The sequence below is a fragment of the Burkholderia pyrrocinia genome, from assembly GCF_018417535.1.
Classification (GTDB): Bacteria; Pseudomonadota; Gammaproteobacteria; order Burkholderiales; family Burkholderiaceae; genus Burkholderia; species Burkholderia pyrrocinia_E.
This window is the reverse complement of the sequence record NZ_CP070979.1, coordinates 213,497-229,661: the sequence shown is the minus strand read 5'-3', so window position 1 is coordinate 229,661 and position 16,165 is coordinate 213,497. Positions and strand designations below refer to the sequence as shown.

Annotated in this window: 12 protein-coding genes; 6 read left to right on the top strand and 6 right to left on the bottom strand. The window is 66.8% G+C overall.

What is annotated here, in order from left to right:
* The first annotated feature begins 35 nt into the window (after positions 1-35).
* Positions 36-1,049, top strand: coding sequence for a LysR family transcriptional regulator (locus JYG32_RS33985; RefSeq protein WP_213268025.1), 1,014 nt, complete (start codon positions 36-38; stop codon positions 1,047-1,049).
* Positions 1,050-1,253: 204 nt separating this feature from the next.
* Here JYG32_RS33985 and JYG32_RS33980 read toward each other — a convergent pair whose 3' ends face one another.
* Together JYG32_RS33980 and JYG32_RS33975 are read right to left on the bottom strand one after the other, a co-directional pair.
* Positions 1,254-2,657, bottom strand: coding sequence for a hypothetical protein (locus JYG32_RS33980; protein ID WP_213268024.1), 1,404 nt, complete (start codon positions 2,655-2,657; stop codon positions 1,254-1,256).
* A 219-nt stretch (positions 2,658-2,876) separates the two neighbouring features.
* Positions 2,877-4,301, bottom strand: a complete 1,425-nt coding sequence (locus JYG32_RS33975) for a PLP-dependent aminotransferase family protein (protein WP_213268023.1) — start codon at positions 4,299-4,301, stop codon at positions 2,877-2,879.
* A 446-nt stretch (positions 4,302-4,747) separates the two neighbouring features.
* Here JYG32_RS33975 and JYG32_RS33970 point away from each other — a divergent pair, with 446 nt between their 5' ends.
* Both JYG32_RS33970 and JYG32_RS33965 read left to right on the top strand, forming a co-directional pair.
* The gene (locus JYG32_RS33970) at positions 4,748-5,062 is read left to right on the top strand and encodes a helix-turn-helix domain-containing protein (protein WP_213268022.1); all 315 of its coding nucleotides are present in this window, start codon (positions 4,748-4,750) and stop codon (positions 5,060-5,062) included.
* Positions 5,055-7,229: a DUF4132 domain-containing protein gene (locus JYG32_RS33965; RefSeq protein WP_213268021.1), complete on the top strand. Its 2,175-nt coding sequence runs from the start codon at positions 5,055-5,057 to the stop codon at positions 7,227-7,229. Before JYG32_RS33970 ends, JYG32_RS33965 begins: the two co-directional genes overlap by 8 nt.
* Positions 7,230-7,239: 10 nt before the next feature.
* On the opposite strand, the gene JYG32_RS33960 is transcribed toward JYG32_RS33965, so the two are convergent.
* Complete coding sequence (locus JYG32_RS33960; RefSeq protein WP_174380842.1) at positions 7,240-8,652, bottom strand: PLP-dependent aminotransferase family protein; 1,413 nt, start codon at positions 8,650-8,652, stop codon at positions 7,240-7,242.
* Between the two features lie 231 nt (positions 8,653-8,883).
* Between JYG32_RS33960 and JYG32_RS33955 the strand changes: the two genes are divergently transcribed.
* On the top strand, positions 8,884-10,155 hold the full coding sequence (locus JYG32_RS33955) for an NAD(P)/FAD-dependent oxidoreductase (protein ID WP_213268020.1): 1,272 nt from the start codon (positions 8,884-8,886) through the stop codon (positions 10,153-10,155).
* Positions 10,152-11,303 (top strand): branched-chain amino acid ABC transporter substrate-binding protein, encoded by a 1,152-nt coding sequence (locus JYG32_RS33950; RefSeq protein ID WP_174383151.1) that lies wholly within the window; start codon positions 10,152-10,154, stop codon positions 11,301-11,303. Before JYG32_RS33955 ends, JYG32_RS33950 begins: the two co-directional genes overlap by 4 nt.
* Positions 11,304-11,328: 25 nt before the next feature.
* Here JYG32_RS33950 and JYG32_RS33945 read toward each other — a convergent pair whose 3' ends face one another.
* From JYG32_RS33945 to JYG32_RS33935, 3 genes are all read right to left on the bottom strand, one after another.
* The gene (locus tag JYG32_RS33945; protein ID WP_213268019.1) at positions 11,329-12,249 is read right to left on the bottom strand and encodes a hypothetical protein; all 921 of its coding nucleotides are present in this window, start codon (positions 12,247-12,249) and stop codon (positions 11,329-11,331) included.
* Between the two features lie 101 nt (positions 12,250-12,350).
* Positions 12,351-12,674 carry a TfoX/Sxy family protein gene (locus JYG32_RS33940; RefSeq protein WP_174383149.1) on the bottom strand — a complete coding sequence of 108 codons (324 nt, stop codon included), beginning with the start codon at positions 12,672-12,674 and terminating at the stop codon, positions 12,351-12,353.
* Positions 12,675-12,915: 241 nt separating this feature from the next.
* Entirely contained in the window at positions 12,916-14,637 is a 1,722-nt protein-coding gene (locus JYG32_RS33935; protein WP_213268018.1) for a site-specific integrase, read from the bottom strand.
* A 305-nt stretch (positions 14,638-14,942) separates the two neighbouring features.
* On the opposite strand from JYG32_RS33935, the gene JYG32_RS33930 reads away from it, so the two are divergent.
* Positions 14,943-16,136 (top strand): tetratricopeptide repeat protein, encoded by a 1,194-nt coding sequence (locus JYG32_RS33930; protein WP_213268017.1) that lies wholly within the window; start codon positions 14,943-14,945, stop codon positions 16,134-16,136.
* The last annotated feature ends 29 nt before the right edge of the window (positions 16,137-16,165 follow it).

Sequence of the window (16,165 nt, the reverse complement as noted above, 5' to 3'; positions counted from 1 at the left end):
AATATCTATAAATACCATCTACTTTCTAGATAAATATGTTGGACAACGTCACCATCAATCAACTTCGGGCATTCGTCGCCGTGTGTGACCAGGGAAGCTTTTCCGGAGCGGCACGGCAGCTCAGGCGTGCACAGTCCGCGATCAGTCATGCGATCAGCGCACTCGAGAGCGCCTTTGATGTGGTGCTGTTCGAGCGCAACACTCGCAAAGCGACGCTGACGGCTGCAGGCCGCAGCCTCCTGCCTGACGCGCGTGGGGTAATCTCACGCACCGAGGAAATGAAGATGCGTGCGGTTGCGATTGCCGAAGCCGGAGTCCCACAGGTCTCGGTTGCCGTGGATACCTATTTCCCACGTGCGCACCTGATCGAATGCCTGCGCACCTTGCAGGCGGACTTTCCGACGGTTGCAATCAATCTGCGCATGACAACCATGCAGGGCGGCGAGCGTTTGGTTCTCGAAGGCACGTGCGCATTGGCGGTGACGATCACGGACGTACCGGAGCTGAGCCCCGGCACCATAGAAAGGCAGCATCTATGTGACACGCAAATGGTGACCGTCTGTGCGCCATCGCATCCGCTGGCCGCAATCGCGGGGCCAATTCCGCGGGAGGAATTTGGCCGGCACATCCAGCTTGTTGTAACGGACAATCAGCCCGATGCGGAAAAGACACAACAGGGGGTCGCCAGTGAACGCCAGTGGTGGGTGAATGACCTCGGCGCGAAGCACGATCTGCTCAGGGGAGGCTTGTGCTGGGGCCACATGCCGCGCCATATGGTCGATGAAGACCTCGCGAAGGGAATACTTGTCGAACTCCAGCGGCGCGCATGGCACATGCGTCCTCTCACCTTCATGATCTCGCTGCGGCGCGGGTACTCCATTTCCGAATGCGAGGCACGACTCGTTGAGCGTCTAGGCGATCGCCAGAGCTGCCCGAAGGATGCTATCCAGAGCTCGGTCTTACACAAAACTGAAAAAGCCAGAAAGCCCGCCAAGCCTGAGGAGCAACCTGTACGGCCTGTCGCTCCTCGGCGGACGTCCGCAAAGTAGATGGCCGGAGGTCCGCTTTCTGGAATCTTCGATGGCAGCAATGCTCGGAATCGATCCAGCCGGATCCTTGAGAATCAACCGGTTGAATCCGCCGTCGGCTTCGGCCGACTGCATCGGGCGGCGGTCGGCCAGGGACGGTCATTCGACTTCGTCTCGGAATCGTTGACAATCTGGCCCTACCCAGCAGGGGGCGCTCGAACAGACCTAAAGTTCTATACCTCCTTCCCGCAGCCGTGCACACAATTGCGGCTGCCGGTCGTCGGCTAGATCGAAGAGACGTGATCCGGCTTCAGGATTTGACAAAAGCAGGCGGTGCGCTCCACTCGGCTTCGTCCACGACGAAGTCGGGTCTTCGATCCAACGTCTCAACGCCGCCTTTATGTCCAGGGGATCATTTTCGGTCGGTGCATCGAATTCTGAGATGAGCGCTATGCATACGAGGCTATCCCACTTGTCTCTTGCGCAAACTGCTAATGCTGCGCGACGGTCTCCATGTTGAAGTAGCATCGCTTTGATTAGACCTAGCGGGACAAACGCTCCGCAAGTGCACAGGCGGACCCCGACTTTCCGGACCTGCCTAGATGGATCGAGAAGCGCACGCGACGCAATCTCGTCCTTGAGCGACGGAAAGAGCTTGGCCTGTAGGGTGACGGTGTGGGCTCGAATTTCTGCCCGTGCGTCGCTGGCATACCTCGCAAGTGTGGAGACAATATCCGGTGCATGCAGTTCCGCGAGAAGGGATAAACCTGCACGGACCTGTCTGGCTGTCAATTCACCCGCGTCTAGTTGTGCGCTGCAGTGCCCAATCACATCCCGACCGCGCTCGATGAGCAATCGAACCGCCGCCGACCGCAGGCTGCTCTGTAAGTCCAGTGTCGCACGCCACAGAAGGGGTTCGTAATCGGAACTGCTCTTGTCGCTTGAAATAAGCTTGAACGCCGCAAGGCGTACGGGCGCGAACGGAGATGCGGTGGCAGAAGCGATGTATTTGGCTCTATCTGAGACCGGTACGCCGTCAAGCAGGGTAACCGCGGATCGCGCAAGCACTATGTCGCCCGAGTTCAGACCAAGCTCTATCGTTTCTGTAAGCGATAGAAGTTGATGCTCGACCGCCACGAGGAATGCGGCGCGCCTTAGCCGAAAGTCTGTGCCAGTCAATGCCGCGACTATCGCTTCAGTTCCACCAGCTTCCACCAGACGCCGCTCAAACTCGAACAACCAAGACCTGTGGTCCGTGCGCGTGGCCAACATGAGACCGCGCAGTCGTGGAATAAGCGTCACGAAGTGCTCCGCGGGAACGGTTGCGAGAAGCGTAAGCAGCGCGTTCGTCGCGGCCCGCCGCACTTCGGGTACCCAATCGTTCACGCGTTCGGTTATCGACTCCAGTGACGAACTGCCGCCAAGCTCGACCGCCCGACCAATAGCCGTCTCCCTGACATAGCCAGAATAGTGTGACATACACCGCGTAACGAAATCGTGGTCGGTGCTGGAGGCGATGAGCTCAAGCGCGGCACCAAGGGACATCGATTCACCGGGCGATAGATAGACCGTCTGCGCAGGCACTGTCAGACGTGAGCGGGTCCCGAAAATCTTTGCGACGAGGTTCATTGATCGTTATCTAGTCTGGCTCGGTTGAGGATCGCGGCTTCTGCTGGTTTTGAAGAAATTGAATGTGAATGATGCCCGATTTTGAACGACCGCTTTGGAGAAACCTGTCTGTCCGCTTCGGGTCGGCAAGCGACATCCACGGGAATCCACGAAGACCCAAGAAAAAGCCGGCACCAGGCCGGCTTCGTCGTCGAAGCACAAGAGACAACACACGCCCCTTCACCGCATGCACGCCGCGGCCAGCTTCCCGACCGCGATCACCGCCTGCTCGATCTCCGGCGACCACGGGCTGCTGTAGTTCAGCCGGATGAAGTTCCGGTAGCTGTCCGTGATCGAAAACATGTAGCCGGGCCCGATCGTGATCCCCTGCTCCAGCGCAAGCTGATACAGCCGCATCGCATCGACCTGCGCGGGCAGTTCGACCCACAGCACGTACCCGCCCGCCGGGCTCGAAATGCGCGTACCCTCCGGAAAGAACCGCGACACCATCGCGCGCATCAGGTTCGCCTGCTGCGCATACGCCTTGCGCAAGCGCCGCAGGTGATGCTCGTAGCCGTCGCGTTCCAGAAACTCCGCGATCGCGAGCTGCGGCAACGACGGCGTCGCAAGCGTGTTCAGGAATTTCAGCTTCTCGACCTGATCGCGATAGCGGCCCGGCAACGCCCAGCCGATCCGGTACGCGGCCGTCAGGCTCTTCGAGAACGACGAGCAATGCAGCACGATGCCGCTGCGGTCATAGGACTTCAGCGAGCTCGGATGCGTATCGCCGAAATACAGTTCGTTATACACGCCGTTCTCGATAATCGGCATGTCCGCTTTCGTTGCAAACTCAACCAGTTCCCGCTTGCGCTCGTCGGGCATCTGAAAGCCGAGCGGGTTCTGGAAGTTCGGCATCACCATGCACGCGGCGATCGGCTGCGACTTCGCAATCGCCGCCAGTGCGGCGATGTCGATCCCGTATTCCGGATGCGTCGCGACCTCGATCGCCTTCATCCCCATCCGCTCGATCGCGTGCAGCATCGCGTAGAACGTCGGCGATTCCACCGCGATCGTGTCGCCCGGCTTCGCGACCGCCTGCAGGCACAGGTTGATCGCCTCCGTCGCGCCGACCGTCACGATGATCTCGTTCGGGTCCACCGACATCCCGTTTTCCAGGTAGCGGCGCGCAATCTGCCGGATCAGCCGCGGATGGCCGGGCGGCAGCCCATCCGTCACGCCCGACAGCGACTTGTCGCGGCCGGCCGCATACGCGTAGCGGTTCAGCTTCTCGAACGGAAACAGGCTCGGGTCCGGGTACGGCGAGCCGAGCGGCACCGCGTCGTCGGTGCCGATCGAGCGCAACGTCGACAGCACGAGCCGGCTCACATCGACCGACGACGAGATCGCGATCGGCTTCGACGGCCGCAACTCGCGCACCGGCGCATGACTGTCGTCGCGGCGCAGGTTCACGAAATAGCCCGACTGCGGCCGGCTTTCCAGCAGCCCGCGGCTTTCGAGCAGCAGGTACGCATGCAGCACGGTCGTGATGCTGATCCGGTGCTGCTGGCTCGCCTGCCGCACCGACGGAATCCGGTCGCCGTGCCGGTACACGCCCTGGCGGATCAGGCGCTCGATATCGTCCGCGAGTTTTTCATAGAGTTTCATCGCGCGCCCCCCGCCGGCATGCGCCGGCGCGCCGCCTTGCCGTGCGCGTCCGACACGCGCGTGTTCCGCCCGCCGACCGGGCCGTCGTGATTCCTGATCTTTCCCTCCGGTTTTGCCTTTTCCATCGCACTGGCTCTCTCTTGAAGATGCGCCGGCAGGGTTCCGGTACGACTGGATCCGCGGCACTGTGCACTTGATGATGGAATCTTAAAAGCAGAACAGTCGGCGACGAGTACACACATCGATCGTGCGAACAAGAGTACAGTTCGGCACGAATCGCGTATGACCGGATAACTGTACGTCTTATGAAATGGCCGGGCGGCCGGAAGCCTTGCGCGGCGCCGCCGGGCCGGCCCGAAGCGCCGGCCGCACGGCCTTTCGTCCGACTGTCGCAATTGGGGTGCGATACTGTGCGATCGCACGGTTTTCATTGGCGGAGTCAGACCATGCAGCACACGATCGAACAGGCATCCGACCTCGGCGGCGTGATCCGCGCGGCCCGGAAAGTACAGAAATGGCGCCAGAACGACGCGGCCGGCCGCCTCGGCGTCAGCGAGTCGTTCATGGTCAAGGCCGAGCGCGGCGCGGACACCGTCCAGTGGGGCAAGGTGTTCCGGATCCTGCAGGGGCTCGGCGTGCGGATCGTCGTCGACTTCCCCGATGCGAGCGGCGAACTGCTCGAACGTGAATCGGCACGCGCGAGCCACCGCGCCGATGTCCGCGCATCGCGCGCCGCCGGCAAGGAGGCCACGCATGACTGACCGCGCCCTCGCCGCGCTGCTCGTCGCGCGGCTGACCGGCACCGCCGGCCATGCGCCGTCGTCCAACACGCCGATCGACCTGTCGACGCTCGACCCGCACACGCTCGGCACGGTCTGGCCGGCGCTGCGTCGTGCCGAGCGCGAGATCATGCAGCGCGACTTCGCGTACGACGATCCGCGCGCCGAATTCGCGCGCTGGCTGCGCGGGCAGATCGATGCGCTCGGTGTCGTGCCGCTCGTCGACGCCGGTGCCGCGCTCGAACTGTTCCGCGAGATCCCGCCCGGCGCGTGGCAGCGCGCGCTGGAGGAGTTGCCCTGCCTCGACACGCTGCCGTCGCCCGCGCTGCAGGCCGAGCTTGCGCGCATCGCGGGCGAACCGGAGGAAGGCGGCCTGCGGGCCGCGTCCGCGTATGGCGCGTATGCGCTCGACTGGTTCGCCGGCCGCCGTGACTTCTCGGCGCGACGCGACGCGTATGCGCAAGTGCTGGCGGATTCGCCGTTTCGCGTGCGCGAACTCGACGTGCTGCCCGAACTCGGGCCGGCCGCGCTGCTCGCGCTGGCCGCGACGAACGACGGCTATTTCGCGCCGAAGCGGCTGTGGCTCGACTTCAGCGATCCGGCCGTCACGCTCGCGGAAGACGCCGCATACGTCGAATTCGCGCGCGACGCGCTGACCGAGGCCGCGCGACAGGTCGCGGCGCTGCATGCCGGCACCGTTCCGTACGAGGCCGATCGCGCGTTCACGACCGACGACGCGCAGGTCGTCGCACGCGCGGCCCGCGTGGCCGCCTATCGCGACGAAGCGTGGCTGCGCCCGCTGATCGGGCCGCTGCTGACCGGCGTGTGCGTCGCGCCGACCGCCGCGAAGACGGCGCCGTCGCAGTCGCTCGCGATCGCGCTCGGTCACGCGGTCGAGACGATCCCGACACCCGAGAGCGTGCGCGCGCTGCGCGACGCGCTGGCCGCCGTGCGTCATGCCGGCGTGCACAAGAAGCTCACGCGCAACCTGAAGCCGGCCGAACGCGCGCTCGGCGAACGGCCGCATACCGCGCTGCGCATGACGCTCGACGCGAAGCCCGACAAGAAGCAGCTCGCGATGCTCGCCGCGTGCATGGAAGCGGGCTTCTGGCAGCCGATGACGCTCGGCCATGCCGAATGGCGCGAGCGGCTCGTCGATGCGCCGGCCGGCGCCGCGTTCTCGGTGCGCATGATCTGGCAAGCGCGCGGCAGCGATGGATCGATACAGTCGTTCATGCCTGACATCGCGAAGGGCAAGGTTGTGCTGCGCGACGCGGCCGGGCACGCGTGCGACATCGCCGAAGACAGCGACATCCGGTTATGGCACCCGCTGCTGGCCGATGCGGACGAGCGGCTCGCGTGGCAGCAAGCCATCGTCGGCCGGGCGCTGCGGCAGCCGGTCAGGCAGGCATTCCGCGAGTACTACGTGCCGGCCGACGGCGATGCCGCGGCCAGCGATTCCGCGATGTTCGAAGGTCACGTGCTGTCGAGCCGGCCGCTGCTCGGCGTCGCGCGCCGCGAAGGCTGGTCGATCCGCGCGTACGACGACGGGCTCGTCCGCGAATTCGGCGACGTGCGCGCAACCTTCCTCGTCGATGCGCGGCTCTATCCCGGCTCGGAAAGCCACGGCACGTCGCGCCGGCTGCACTTCGAACGCCGGCACGAACGGCGCTGGGTGCCGCTGCCGATCGGCGAGATCGATCGCGTCGTGTTCTCGGAAGTGGCGCGCGCGGTCGACCTGCTCGTCAGCGTGTCCGCGTTCGCGCTCGACGACGACGCGACGCGCGCAGCGGCCGCCGCGCTCGCGGTCGACCCGGTTCGCCAGCGCGACCTCGACGCGGAACGCCGGCAGCGCCTGAACCGGTTGTCGGATTTGCCGCTGGGCGTGATGGCGCGCCATCGCAAGCACGTGCTGTCGCTCGTGTTCGCCGACGCGATTGCGCAAGGAAGGATGACGATCGACGAACGCCATGTGCGCGTCGGCGCGTGGTCGGTGCATTGCGCGACCGGGCGCGTGACGCGCGACGGCGAACCCGTCGATACCGCGACCGAGCCGCCGCCGTCGCCGCTGCGCGCGGTGCCGTGGCTGCCTTACGACGAAGCGCTGCTGCAGCGGATCGTCGACGTCGTCGCGGGCTTGCTCGACTGAGCCTCCGCCGTCAGATCGAGCCGAACAGCGCGCGCGGCCGGTCCTTCAGCGTGCCGGACAGAATCCGCAGCCCGTTGACGAGCTCGTCGCGCGTGGCCGGGCACGCGAGGTTGATGCGCACGCCGTGCTCGATTTCCGCGCGATCGACCGCGAACGTCGACGACGGCATCACGATCACGCCGCGCGCCTTCGCGTTCGCGGCGAAGTCGTCGGCACGCCATGGCGGCGGCAGCCGCAGCCATACGAACATGCACGCAGGGTCGGACTTCAACTGCCCGGCCGGCAGCAGTTCCCGCGCGAGATCGACGCGCGCGCGAATCTCCGCGAGTTGCGCGGCCATGATCCGCTCGGCGGTGCCGTCCTCGATCCATACCGTCGCGATCAGCATCGAGATCGGCGCGGGCATCCACGCGGTCGTGCGCACCGCTTCCGCGCACAGCGCGACGCTGTCGCGCGGGCAGCTCAGGTAGCCGAGGCGCAGCCCCGGCGCGAGGATCTTCGACGTCGCGCCGATATGGAACGTCAGCTCGGGGCACAGCCCCGCGATCGCCGGCAGCCGGTCACGCACGAGCGGGCCGTATACATCGTCCTCGATGATCGTCACGTGATGGCGCCGCGCGATGTCGACGAGCGCCATCCGGCGCGCGAGGCTCATCGTCGTCACGGTCGGGTTCTGCAGGTTCGGCACGACGAAGATCGCCTTGACCGGCATGCGCTGGCAGATCCGTTCGATCTCGTCGGGCAGCAGGCCGTCGTCGTCGGCCGGCGCGCTGACGATCTCGAACTGGAACACCGGCGCGAGCGCCTTGAGCCCGTAATACGTGAGGCGATCGGCCACGATCACGCCGTCGGTGCCGATCAGGCTGTTCAGCACCGCATACAGCCCGTGCTGCGCGCCGCTCGTGACGACCACCTGGTCGCGCGACGGCGCGAAGCCGGGCGCGGCAAGCCACCGCGCGCCGGCCGCGCGTGCCCAGTCGGGCCCCTGCGGCGGCTGGTATTCCTGCAACGCGGCGAAACGCGGGTCGTTCGGCAGCGTGCCGAACGTCTGCGCGAGGCTCGCGAGAAATTCGCCGGTCGCCGGGCGGTTCACGGTCAGGTCGATCACGCCGTTGCCCGCCGCGAGCGACGCACGGGCCGGCGCGATGCTCGGCATCGCGCCGCCGGTGACGAGCGAACCGCGGCGCTTGCTGCCGATCACGAGCCCGCGCAGTTGCAGTTCCTTATAGGCACGGGACACGGTCGACACGTTGATGCCGAGTTCGGTCGCGAGCTGGCGCTGCGGCGGCAGGCGGCTGCCCGGCGGATACGTGCCGTTGCGGATTTCCTCCTCGATCGAGCTCGATACCTCGACATAAGTCGGCCGCTTCGCCTGCACCGGCGCGCCGCCGTCGCGCTCGCCGGAAAGTTTGTCTGATGCCATTTATCGCCCGTGACCACACAAAAAGCGTTTGTCTGTCATTTTGACCTGCCCAGCGATTGTATATGACATCCCCTCTCCGTCAAACTTCATCGGAAAAGTCTGTCGAATCAGCCAGTTGGAATCGGGTAAACACTGGCGCCACACAATCGCATTTTGATTGCACACAAAAAATTACTGTGTGATTCTTAATCGCAACTTTGTGTGAACCATGTGTGCCGGAGGGAATGCGTCATGGCGAACGTCGCCATCGTGGGTGCAGGCTTCATCGGGCTCGGCGCCGCGGCATGGCTGCAACGCGACGGGCATCGCGTGACGCTGTTCGATCCGGCCGGCGTCGGCCACGGCGCGTCGTTCGGCAACGCCGCGACGTTCGCGCCGTACGGCTGCGTGCCGGTGAACGGCCCGTCCGTGTTCCGCAACATCCCGCACTTCCTGTTTTCCGCCGACAGCCCGCTGCGCATCCGCTGGCCGTACCTGCTGCACGGCGCGCCGTGGCTCGCGCGGTTCCTGCTCGCCTCGACGCCCGCGCGCCACGCACGCAGCGCGAGCGCGCTGGCCGCGCTGCTGTCGCGCGCCGCCGACGGCTATGCGCCGCTGCTCGCCCCGCCGCGGCTCGCGGCGTTCGTGCGGCCGCGCGAATGCCTGTACCTGTACGCGCGGCAGGCGTCGTTCGACGCCGCGCAGCCGTCGCTCGCGCTGCGGCACCGGCTCGGTGTGCCGTTCGAGCTACTCGACGCGAACGCGATCCGCCGGCTCGAGCCCGCGCTCGCGCCGATCTTCGCGCGCGGCGTGCTGTTCGTCGGAAGCTGGTTTTTCTCCGATCCGCACGGGTTTCTCGGCGAACTGTTCGCGCATCTGGCCACCGGCGGCGCGACGCTCGAACACGCGCGCGTCGAGCGGATCGAGCCCGTCGGCGACGGCGTGAACGTGCATGCAGGCGGCCTGGTGCGCGCCTTCGATCACGTCGTCATTGCCGCGGGCGCCCGCTCGCGTGAATTCGCCGCCGCGTGCGGCGACGCGGTGCCGCTCGATACCGAGCGCGGCTATCACGTGCAGTTCGCCGCGCATGAGCGGATCGTCACGCGGCCGGTCGGCTGGGCCGAGCGCGGCTTCTACATGACGCCGCTCGACGAAGGGTTGCGCGCGGCCGGCACCGTCGAACTCGGCGGCTTCGACGCCCCGATGAACCGCTCGCTCGTCGCGCTGCTCACGCGTTCCGCACGCGAAGCCGTGCCGTCGCTCGGCGCGCCGACGCACAGCTGGCTCGGCTTCCGGCCGACGCTGCCGGACGGCGTGCCCGTCATCGGCCGCGCGCGCGCCAGCGCGCGCGTGATCCACGCGTTCGGTCATCAGCATCTCGGCGTGACACTCGCCGGCATCACCGGGCGGATCGTCGCCGACCTCGTCGCCCAGCGCGCACCGCCGCTGGACCTCACGCCATACCGGGCCGCGCGATTCCGACGCGCGCCGCGACTTCAACCACTGCAAGGAGAGGCATCATGAATCGTCGTAACTGGCTGGTTTGGCTGGCCGTCTGCTCGATCGGCACGGTCACGGCGTCCGCGCAGGCCGCGGACCCGGAAACCATCAAGATCGGCTTCGCCGGCCCGCTGACGGGGCCCGTCGCGCGCGTCGGCAAGGATCTGCAATACGGTGCGCAGCTCGCGCTCGACGAGGAGAACGCGAAGCATCCGACCATCGGCGGCAAGCCGGTGCGCTTCGCGCTCGACGTGCAGGACGACCAGGCCGATCCGCGCATTGCGATCCAGGTCGCGCAGAAGCTCGTCGACGACGGCGTGGTCGGCGTGATCGGCCACTACAACTCGGGCTGCAGCATTCCCGCGTCGGCCGTCTACCGGCAGGCGAACGTTGCAATGATCACGCCCGGCTCGACCAATCCGCAACTGACGATGCAGGGCTTCAAGAACGTGTTCCGCACGATGGGGCACGACGGTGTCGGCGGCGTGGTGGCCGGACGCTTCGCGGTCGAGCAGTTGAAGGCGAAGCGGATCGGCATCATCGACGATCGCACCGCGTTCGGCCAGGGGCTTGCCGACGCGTTCGAGAAAGGCGTGAAGGACGCGCACGGCAGCGTCGTCGACCGCGAATACACGAACGACAAGGCTGTCGATTTCCGCGGCATCCTGACGACGATGAAGAGCAATAACGTCGACCTGCTGTTCTTCGGCGGGCTCGACGAACAGGGTGCGATGCTCGTCAAGCAGATGCGCTCGCTCGGCATCCGCGCGCAGCTGTTCGGCGCCGGCGCGCTGAAAAGCAACGCATTCCTGAAGATCGCCGGCAACTCGGGCGAAGGCACGCAGGATCTCGAACCGGGCCCCGCACTCGACAAGCTGCCGTCCGCCGTCGCGTTCGCGCAGCGCTACAAGGCGCGCTTCAACCAGGACGTCGAGCTGTATGCGCCGTTCGCGTACGACGCGGCGCTCGCGATGATCGCGGCGATCCGCAAGGCCGATTCGGTCGATCGCGGCAAGATCGTCGCGAGCCTGCCGGGCGTGTCGGTCACCGGCGTGACCGGGAAGATCTCGTTCGACGAGCGCGGCGACCTGATCAAGCCGCCCTACACGCTGTTCCGCGTCGAACAGGGGCAGTGGCACAGCATCCGCACGGTCGGCGGCGCGTCGAACTGAGCGGCAACCCGGCAGCAGGCGCCGCCTACCGCGCCGCCTGCTGCCGCTGCACCTCCTGCGCTTTCATCTGCAGATACGCGCTCTTCTCCACTTCGTGCAGTTGCTGCGGATACTGCTCGGTCGCGTCGAACCAGCGCGCGAGGCGCTGGTCGAGCGGCTTGTCGAGCGTCGCGAGATAGGTGTCGATCGCGAGGTAGTAGCGCATCGTATTGCGCTCCAGCAGCCCGCGCACGCCGCCGATGTATTGCGGCCGCGCGGCCGATGCGTCGCCGACGGCCGTGAACCCGACCTTGTCGCTGCCGACCGTCGCGAGGTAGGTCTTCATCGCCATCCGGCCGACCGTGCCAAAGCCGTACGAATACGTGAGGTGCAGGAACGTGCGCGACGCGCCGACCGGCACGGCCTCCAGCGCAATCCGGTAATCCTTCGTGCCCATCGGGCCGCTGTCCGCGGTCAGGTCGACCTGGAAATAGTCGGGTGTCGCGGCCGCCACGCGATAGCGGAACTGCAAGCGATAGGTATCCGACAGCTTCTGCTGGATCTTGCGGCCGACGTTGACGTCGAGCACCGGGCCGTTGCCGTCGCTCGATGCGCGACAGTACTTCGTGTTCAGGTGCAGGATCAGCACCGCACACCAGTTCGCCGGGCCTTGCGCGGAATCGTTGAGCTGGCCGTTCACGACCGCGAACGGATAGTCGACCACCGCGTAGATGTCGCCCTTCAGCGACGACGACGCCTCCGACGATTCGAGGGTCAGCGGCCGGTGAAACGCGTTGTCCTTCAGTTGCGCGCCGAGGCTGTGGTATCGGTCGAGCAGCGCCGCCGCGCCGCCTAGACCTTCCGCGCCGAACGACAGCGCGCTCCAGCCGACACAAAGGACCGCGACGAGCGCGTGCCAGGCGCGACGGGCAAGCCACGTGCCGCGCGGATGTTTGGATGTCTCCATTCTTGTGCTCCCGCCGGGCGCGCGCTGGTCGCACGCATGTGTCACAGAATACGCCTGCGCGCTGCACGGCGTTACGCGTGGTTACGCGTGGCGCACCGCCGCTATCGGCTTCGCTTCACCGGCACCGGCAATTGCGCGGCGGTGATCCGGATCAGCGCCGACAGCCATTCGCGGTCGTCCCAGCGATCGCCGGCGATGACGAGGTGCGGCTTCGCGCCCGGATACGGCGGGCCTTCGTCGCAGGTGCCGAGATACGCGCGGCCTTCGGGGGTCGGCTTGACGAACAGCCGGTCGTCGCAAACCAGCGCGACCATCTTGCCGTCGCAATAGACGCCGTATTCGCCGAACATCTTGCGGGCCGATACCGTGCCGGCCGCCGCCATCTGCTCGACGATGAAATCGACCGTACCCTGGCTCGATGCCATCTCGCTGCTCCCGGTGAAAAAGTTTATGACCGTCGTTTGCGACGGACCGTTCCGTCTTGTCCGCAGATACGCTGCGGCGCGTCATCCATCCGTCGACCGATCGCGCATTCGCGCACGGGCGGGCGTGCCTTCCCGGCCAACAATCTCCTGACACACCTGACAGTTACGTTGCGGCCCGGTGAATCGTCCATTAGCGCTTCACAAAAAACTGGCGCAAACGCGACGCCCCCACGCATTCCGCCTACTTGTCGGCTGCAAACGCACTCGACATCTGCCGCGCCCGCTTCACATCGTCGCCATGCAGATAAATCGACGTCGTCGAGATCGACGCATGCCGCAGGTTGTCGCGCACCGTCGTCAACTCCGCCCCGCGCGCCAGCGCGTGCGTCGCATGCGTGTGACGCATCCAGTGCGGGCTCGCCTGCCGCAGCTTCTGCGCGAGCGCCGGGTTATCGGCGTCGACGACATCGGCCGTCTGCGCGAAGAAGCGCTGCATCACCTTCCACAGCCGCACGCTCGTGATCGCGGCCCCGTCGTCTTCCGCGAGGCTCGGAATCAGCGGTGTATCGGGCCGCCAGCGCATCGGCGTAACCGGCAACCGGCGCGCGACCAGGTGGCGATCGAGCGCCGTGCGCGCCAGCGGCGGCAGTGCGACGCGCGCGGCCTTGCGCCCCTTGCCGATCACCTTCAGCCACGCGTCGCCGTGCGCATCCGTTTCGATGTCGCCGAGCGTCGCGCCGACCAGTTCGCTCGCGCGCAGCCCGGTCGCATAGCCGAAATCGAGGATGAAGCGCAGCCGTTGCGCGGCGGCCGGCGTCCAGCCGGACGACGCCTCCTTGCGGAACTCGAGCCCGTCGGCGATCGTGCGGACCAGCAGCCACTCGCCTTCGGTGAACGCATGCGACGTGTCGAGTGCGTTCACGCCGCGCGTGTCGCGCACCTTGACGCCCGCGAACGGATTCGCGAGCAGGTAGCGCTGCTCGATCAGCCAGCGGAACAGCGCGCCGAGCACCGACAGCGTGTACGCCGCCGAGCGCGCGGACAGCCCGCCCGAGAACGGCCGCCAGTCGGGCGCGCCGCGTGGCCGTACGGGCCCGACCCAGCGTTCGTGCGGCGTCGGGCGCCGCACGAACGCGCGATACGCGACCGCATCCTCGGTCGTCAGCGACGACAGCGCGCGGCCGCGCTCGACGATCGCCCACAGGATCAGCCGCTCGGCCTCCTTGCGGTACGCGCGCCGCGTCGCGGCCGATTCGTGCAGCGACAGCCATGCGTGCACGGCCGCGTAATCGTTGTCCGCGTCGAGCGTGCTGGTCGCGCGCGGCGCGCGGAACGTGCCGGCCGAGCCGTCGACCTCGTGCGGCAGCTTCAACTGCTCCCACGGCACGATGCTGCCGCGCGGCGTCGCGGCGATCAGCGCGCGCGCCCGTTCGGTCAGGTCCGGATGCGCGGCGAAGAACGCCTCGATGCGCCGCGCGCCGGCCACGCCGAGGCCCGGAATCGCGCTCCACCACTGGCGCCGGCGCGGAATCCGCACGGTCAGATCGGCCAGCGTCGCGATCCCGCGCGCGCGCAGCGCAGCGACCGCGCGTGCGGGCAGCCACAGGCCGACGTCGTCGCTGATCTGCGGGACCGGCACGCGCGCATGGCGCAGCAGGCCGATCGCTTCGGTTGCGGCCTTCGCCTCCCGCACACGCTCACCGTCGGGATGACCGAGCCGTTCAGCGAGATCGGGCCGGCCGGCCTGCCGCGCGACGCGCACGAGGCGACGGCGAATGCCGCCGATCACGCCGCGCGCCGACCGCCCATCGCCGAGACGATCGGGCAGGTAGCGCTCGACGGCCTGGCGCACGGTCATGCCCGCGTACCACGCACGCAGCGCGGCCAGTTCGTCGGCGTCGGGAAAGCCTGCGGGCGCAGGCGCGGAATCGGAGGAAGGCGGTAAAGCGAGGCGCGGTTTCATGGGCGCCAGTTTGACAGAAGCACGCGCGGCCGGATATGCGGCGCGCGGCGTCCGGCGTGTCGATCGGCACGAGTGCGCGGCACGCGCCTGTTATGCTGCTCGCTGCATTCGCGTGTCACCCGTCCGCCGCTTCCACGCGTCACGTCGCGGCGGGCGGAATCCGCATTGAATTGCGCTGGACGATCCGGCAATCGGCATCGGGATTCGCGGGCCGCGGCCCGTTGTTTATCGAAGCTTGCGCAGGTTGTTCAGTGCCTGTCCGGCCGTCGGTCAACAACAACCTTACATACAAGAACCGCACATTCATGACATCACGCCTTCTCGCCGCGCTCGTTGCCGCGGCCTTGAGCTGCACCGCCCTGCCCGCCGCCCACGCGCGCACCTACATCGCGCCGACGGCGTCGTTGGGGAAAGGGGCTTATGTCCACCAGTTCGTGTTGCGCGACCCCGTCACGCACCAGCCGCTGCCGAATGCACGGTACCGGCTGTTCCTGCCCGGCCAGGTCATCGCGGGCCTGCCCGCCAAGCCGGACCAGCACGACAGCGTGATCTTCGGCACGACCGACGCTGCCGGGCACACCGTCAGGATCCGGCTGCCGAAGTCTCATCCGCAGAAGCAGTGGGTGTTCAACGCGATCGTCGGCGAAGGCGACATGGGCGAATCGTTCCGGCTGGTCGATCCATCCGGCAAGGAGCCGCTCGGCCACTTCCCGTATGTACTGGACGTGGAAAACGAATATCTGGCGTGCGGCTATTCGGATGCGAACGGCTATACCTACTACGCGCAATCGCGCACGCCGCGGACCATCAATCTCTACACCGGGATGCTGGCCGGATCCGCCGACACCGACTGGTGCGCGGGCCCGGGCGCGGCCATCGCGAACAGCGCGAACGCCCCCGGCACACCGGACCTGTACACGCAATACCTCGGCAGCCTGGTGGCCAACGGCAGCCGGATCGGCACCGAATTGCGGCAACAGATCGTCACCAAGCTGCTGTCGCTCGCGATCGCCGGGCACGACGCGGGCCGCGTCGCCGCCGTGCTCGATCTCGGCGATATCCCCGACGACCGCCTGAACGACATCGGCTATCGGCTCGCCGACGCGGGCATCGCAGTCGATCGCGGGCTCGCGATGATCGACGCGCATCTCGCGAAGTCACCGGACGACGCGTATGCGCTCGACAGCAAGGGCTGGGCGCTGTATCGCCTCGACCGCAACGACGAAGCGCTCACGTGGTTCGACCGGTCGATCGCGATCTTCGCGAAGGACGGCGGCGACGACAGCGACGCGCGCGAAGCCTATGCGACCGGCCTGACGCACAAGGGCGAAGTGCTCTGGAAACTGGGCCGCCAGGATGACGCGCGCGATGCGTTCGCGCAGGCGCGGAAGATTCAGCCGAAGAACGCGGAGCTGGCGGAAACGCTGAAGCGGCTGGAGATCCAGGTCGGGCAGGACGGCACGAAGGCGCCGGTTACCGCAAAGGAGTCAACCGAGTAACGGCGCGGTACGGCGGCGCGAAGCAACGA

Bases quoted from the DNA above. Each gene is read 5' to 3' on its own strand.
- JYG32_RS33985 (WP_213268025.1), top strand. From the start codon at position 36: ATGTTGGACAACGTCACCATCAATCAACTTCGGGCATTCGTCGCCGTG.
- JYG32_RS33980 (WP_213268024.1), bottom strand. From the start codon at position 2,657: ATGAACCTCGTCGCAAAGATTTTCGGGACCCGCTCACGTCTGACAGTG.
- JYG32_RS33975 (WP_213268023.1), bottom strand. From the start codon at position 4,301: ATGAAACTCTATGAAAAACTCGCGGACGATATCGAGCGCCTGATCCGC.
- JYG32_RS33970 (WP_213268022.1), top strand. From the start codon at position 4,748: ATGCAGCACACGATCGAACAGGCATCCGACCTCGGCGGCGTGATCCGC.
- JYG32_RS33965 (WP_213268021.1), top strand. From the start codon at position 5,055: ATGACTGACCGCGCCCTCGCCGCGCTGCTCGTCGCGCGGCTGACCGGC.
- JYG32_RS33960 (WP_174380842.1), bottom strand. From the start codon at position 8,652: ATGGCATCAGACAAACTTTCCGGCGAGCGCGACGGCGGCGCGCCGGTG.
- JYG32_RS33955 (WP_213268020.1), top strand. From the start codon at position 8,884: ATGGCGAACGTCGCCATCGTGGGTGCAGGCTTCATCGGGCTCGGCGCC.
- JYG32_RS33950 (WP_174383151.1), top strand. From the start codon at position 10,152: ATGAATCGTCGTAACTGGCTGGTTTGGCTGGCCGTCTGCTCGATCGGC.
- JYG32_RS33945 (WP_213268019.1), bottom strand. From the start codon at position 12,249: ATGGAGACATCCAAACATCCGCGCGGCACGTGGCTTGCCCGTCGCGCC.
- JYG32_RS33940 (WP_174383149.1), bottom strand. From the start codon at position 12,674: ATGGCATCGAGCCAGGGTACGGTCGATTTCATCGTCGAGCAGATGGCG.
- JYG32_RS33935 (WP_213268018.1), bottom strand. From the start codon at position 14,637: ATGAAACCGCGCCTCGCTTTACCGCCTTCCTCCGATTCCGCGCCTGCG.
- JYG32_RS33930 (WP_213268017.1), top strand. From the start codon at position 14,943: ATGACATCACGCCTTCTCGCCGCGCTCGTTGCCGCGGCCTTGAGCTGC.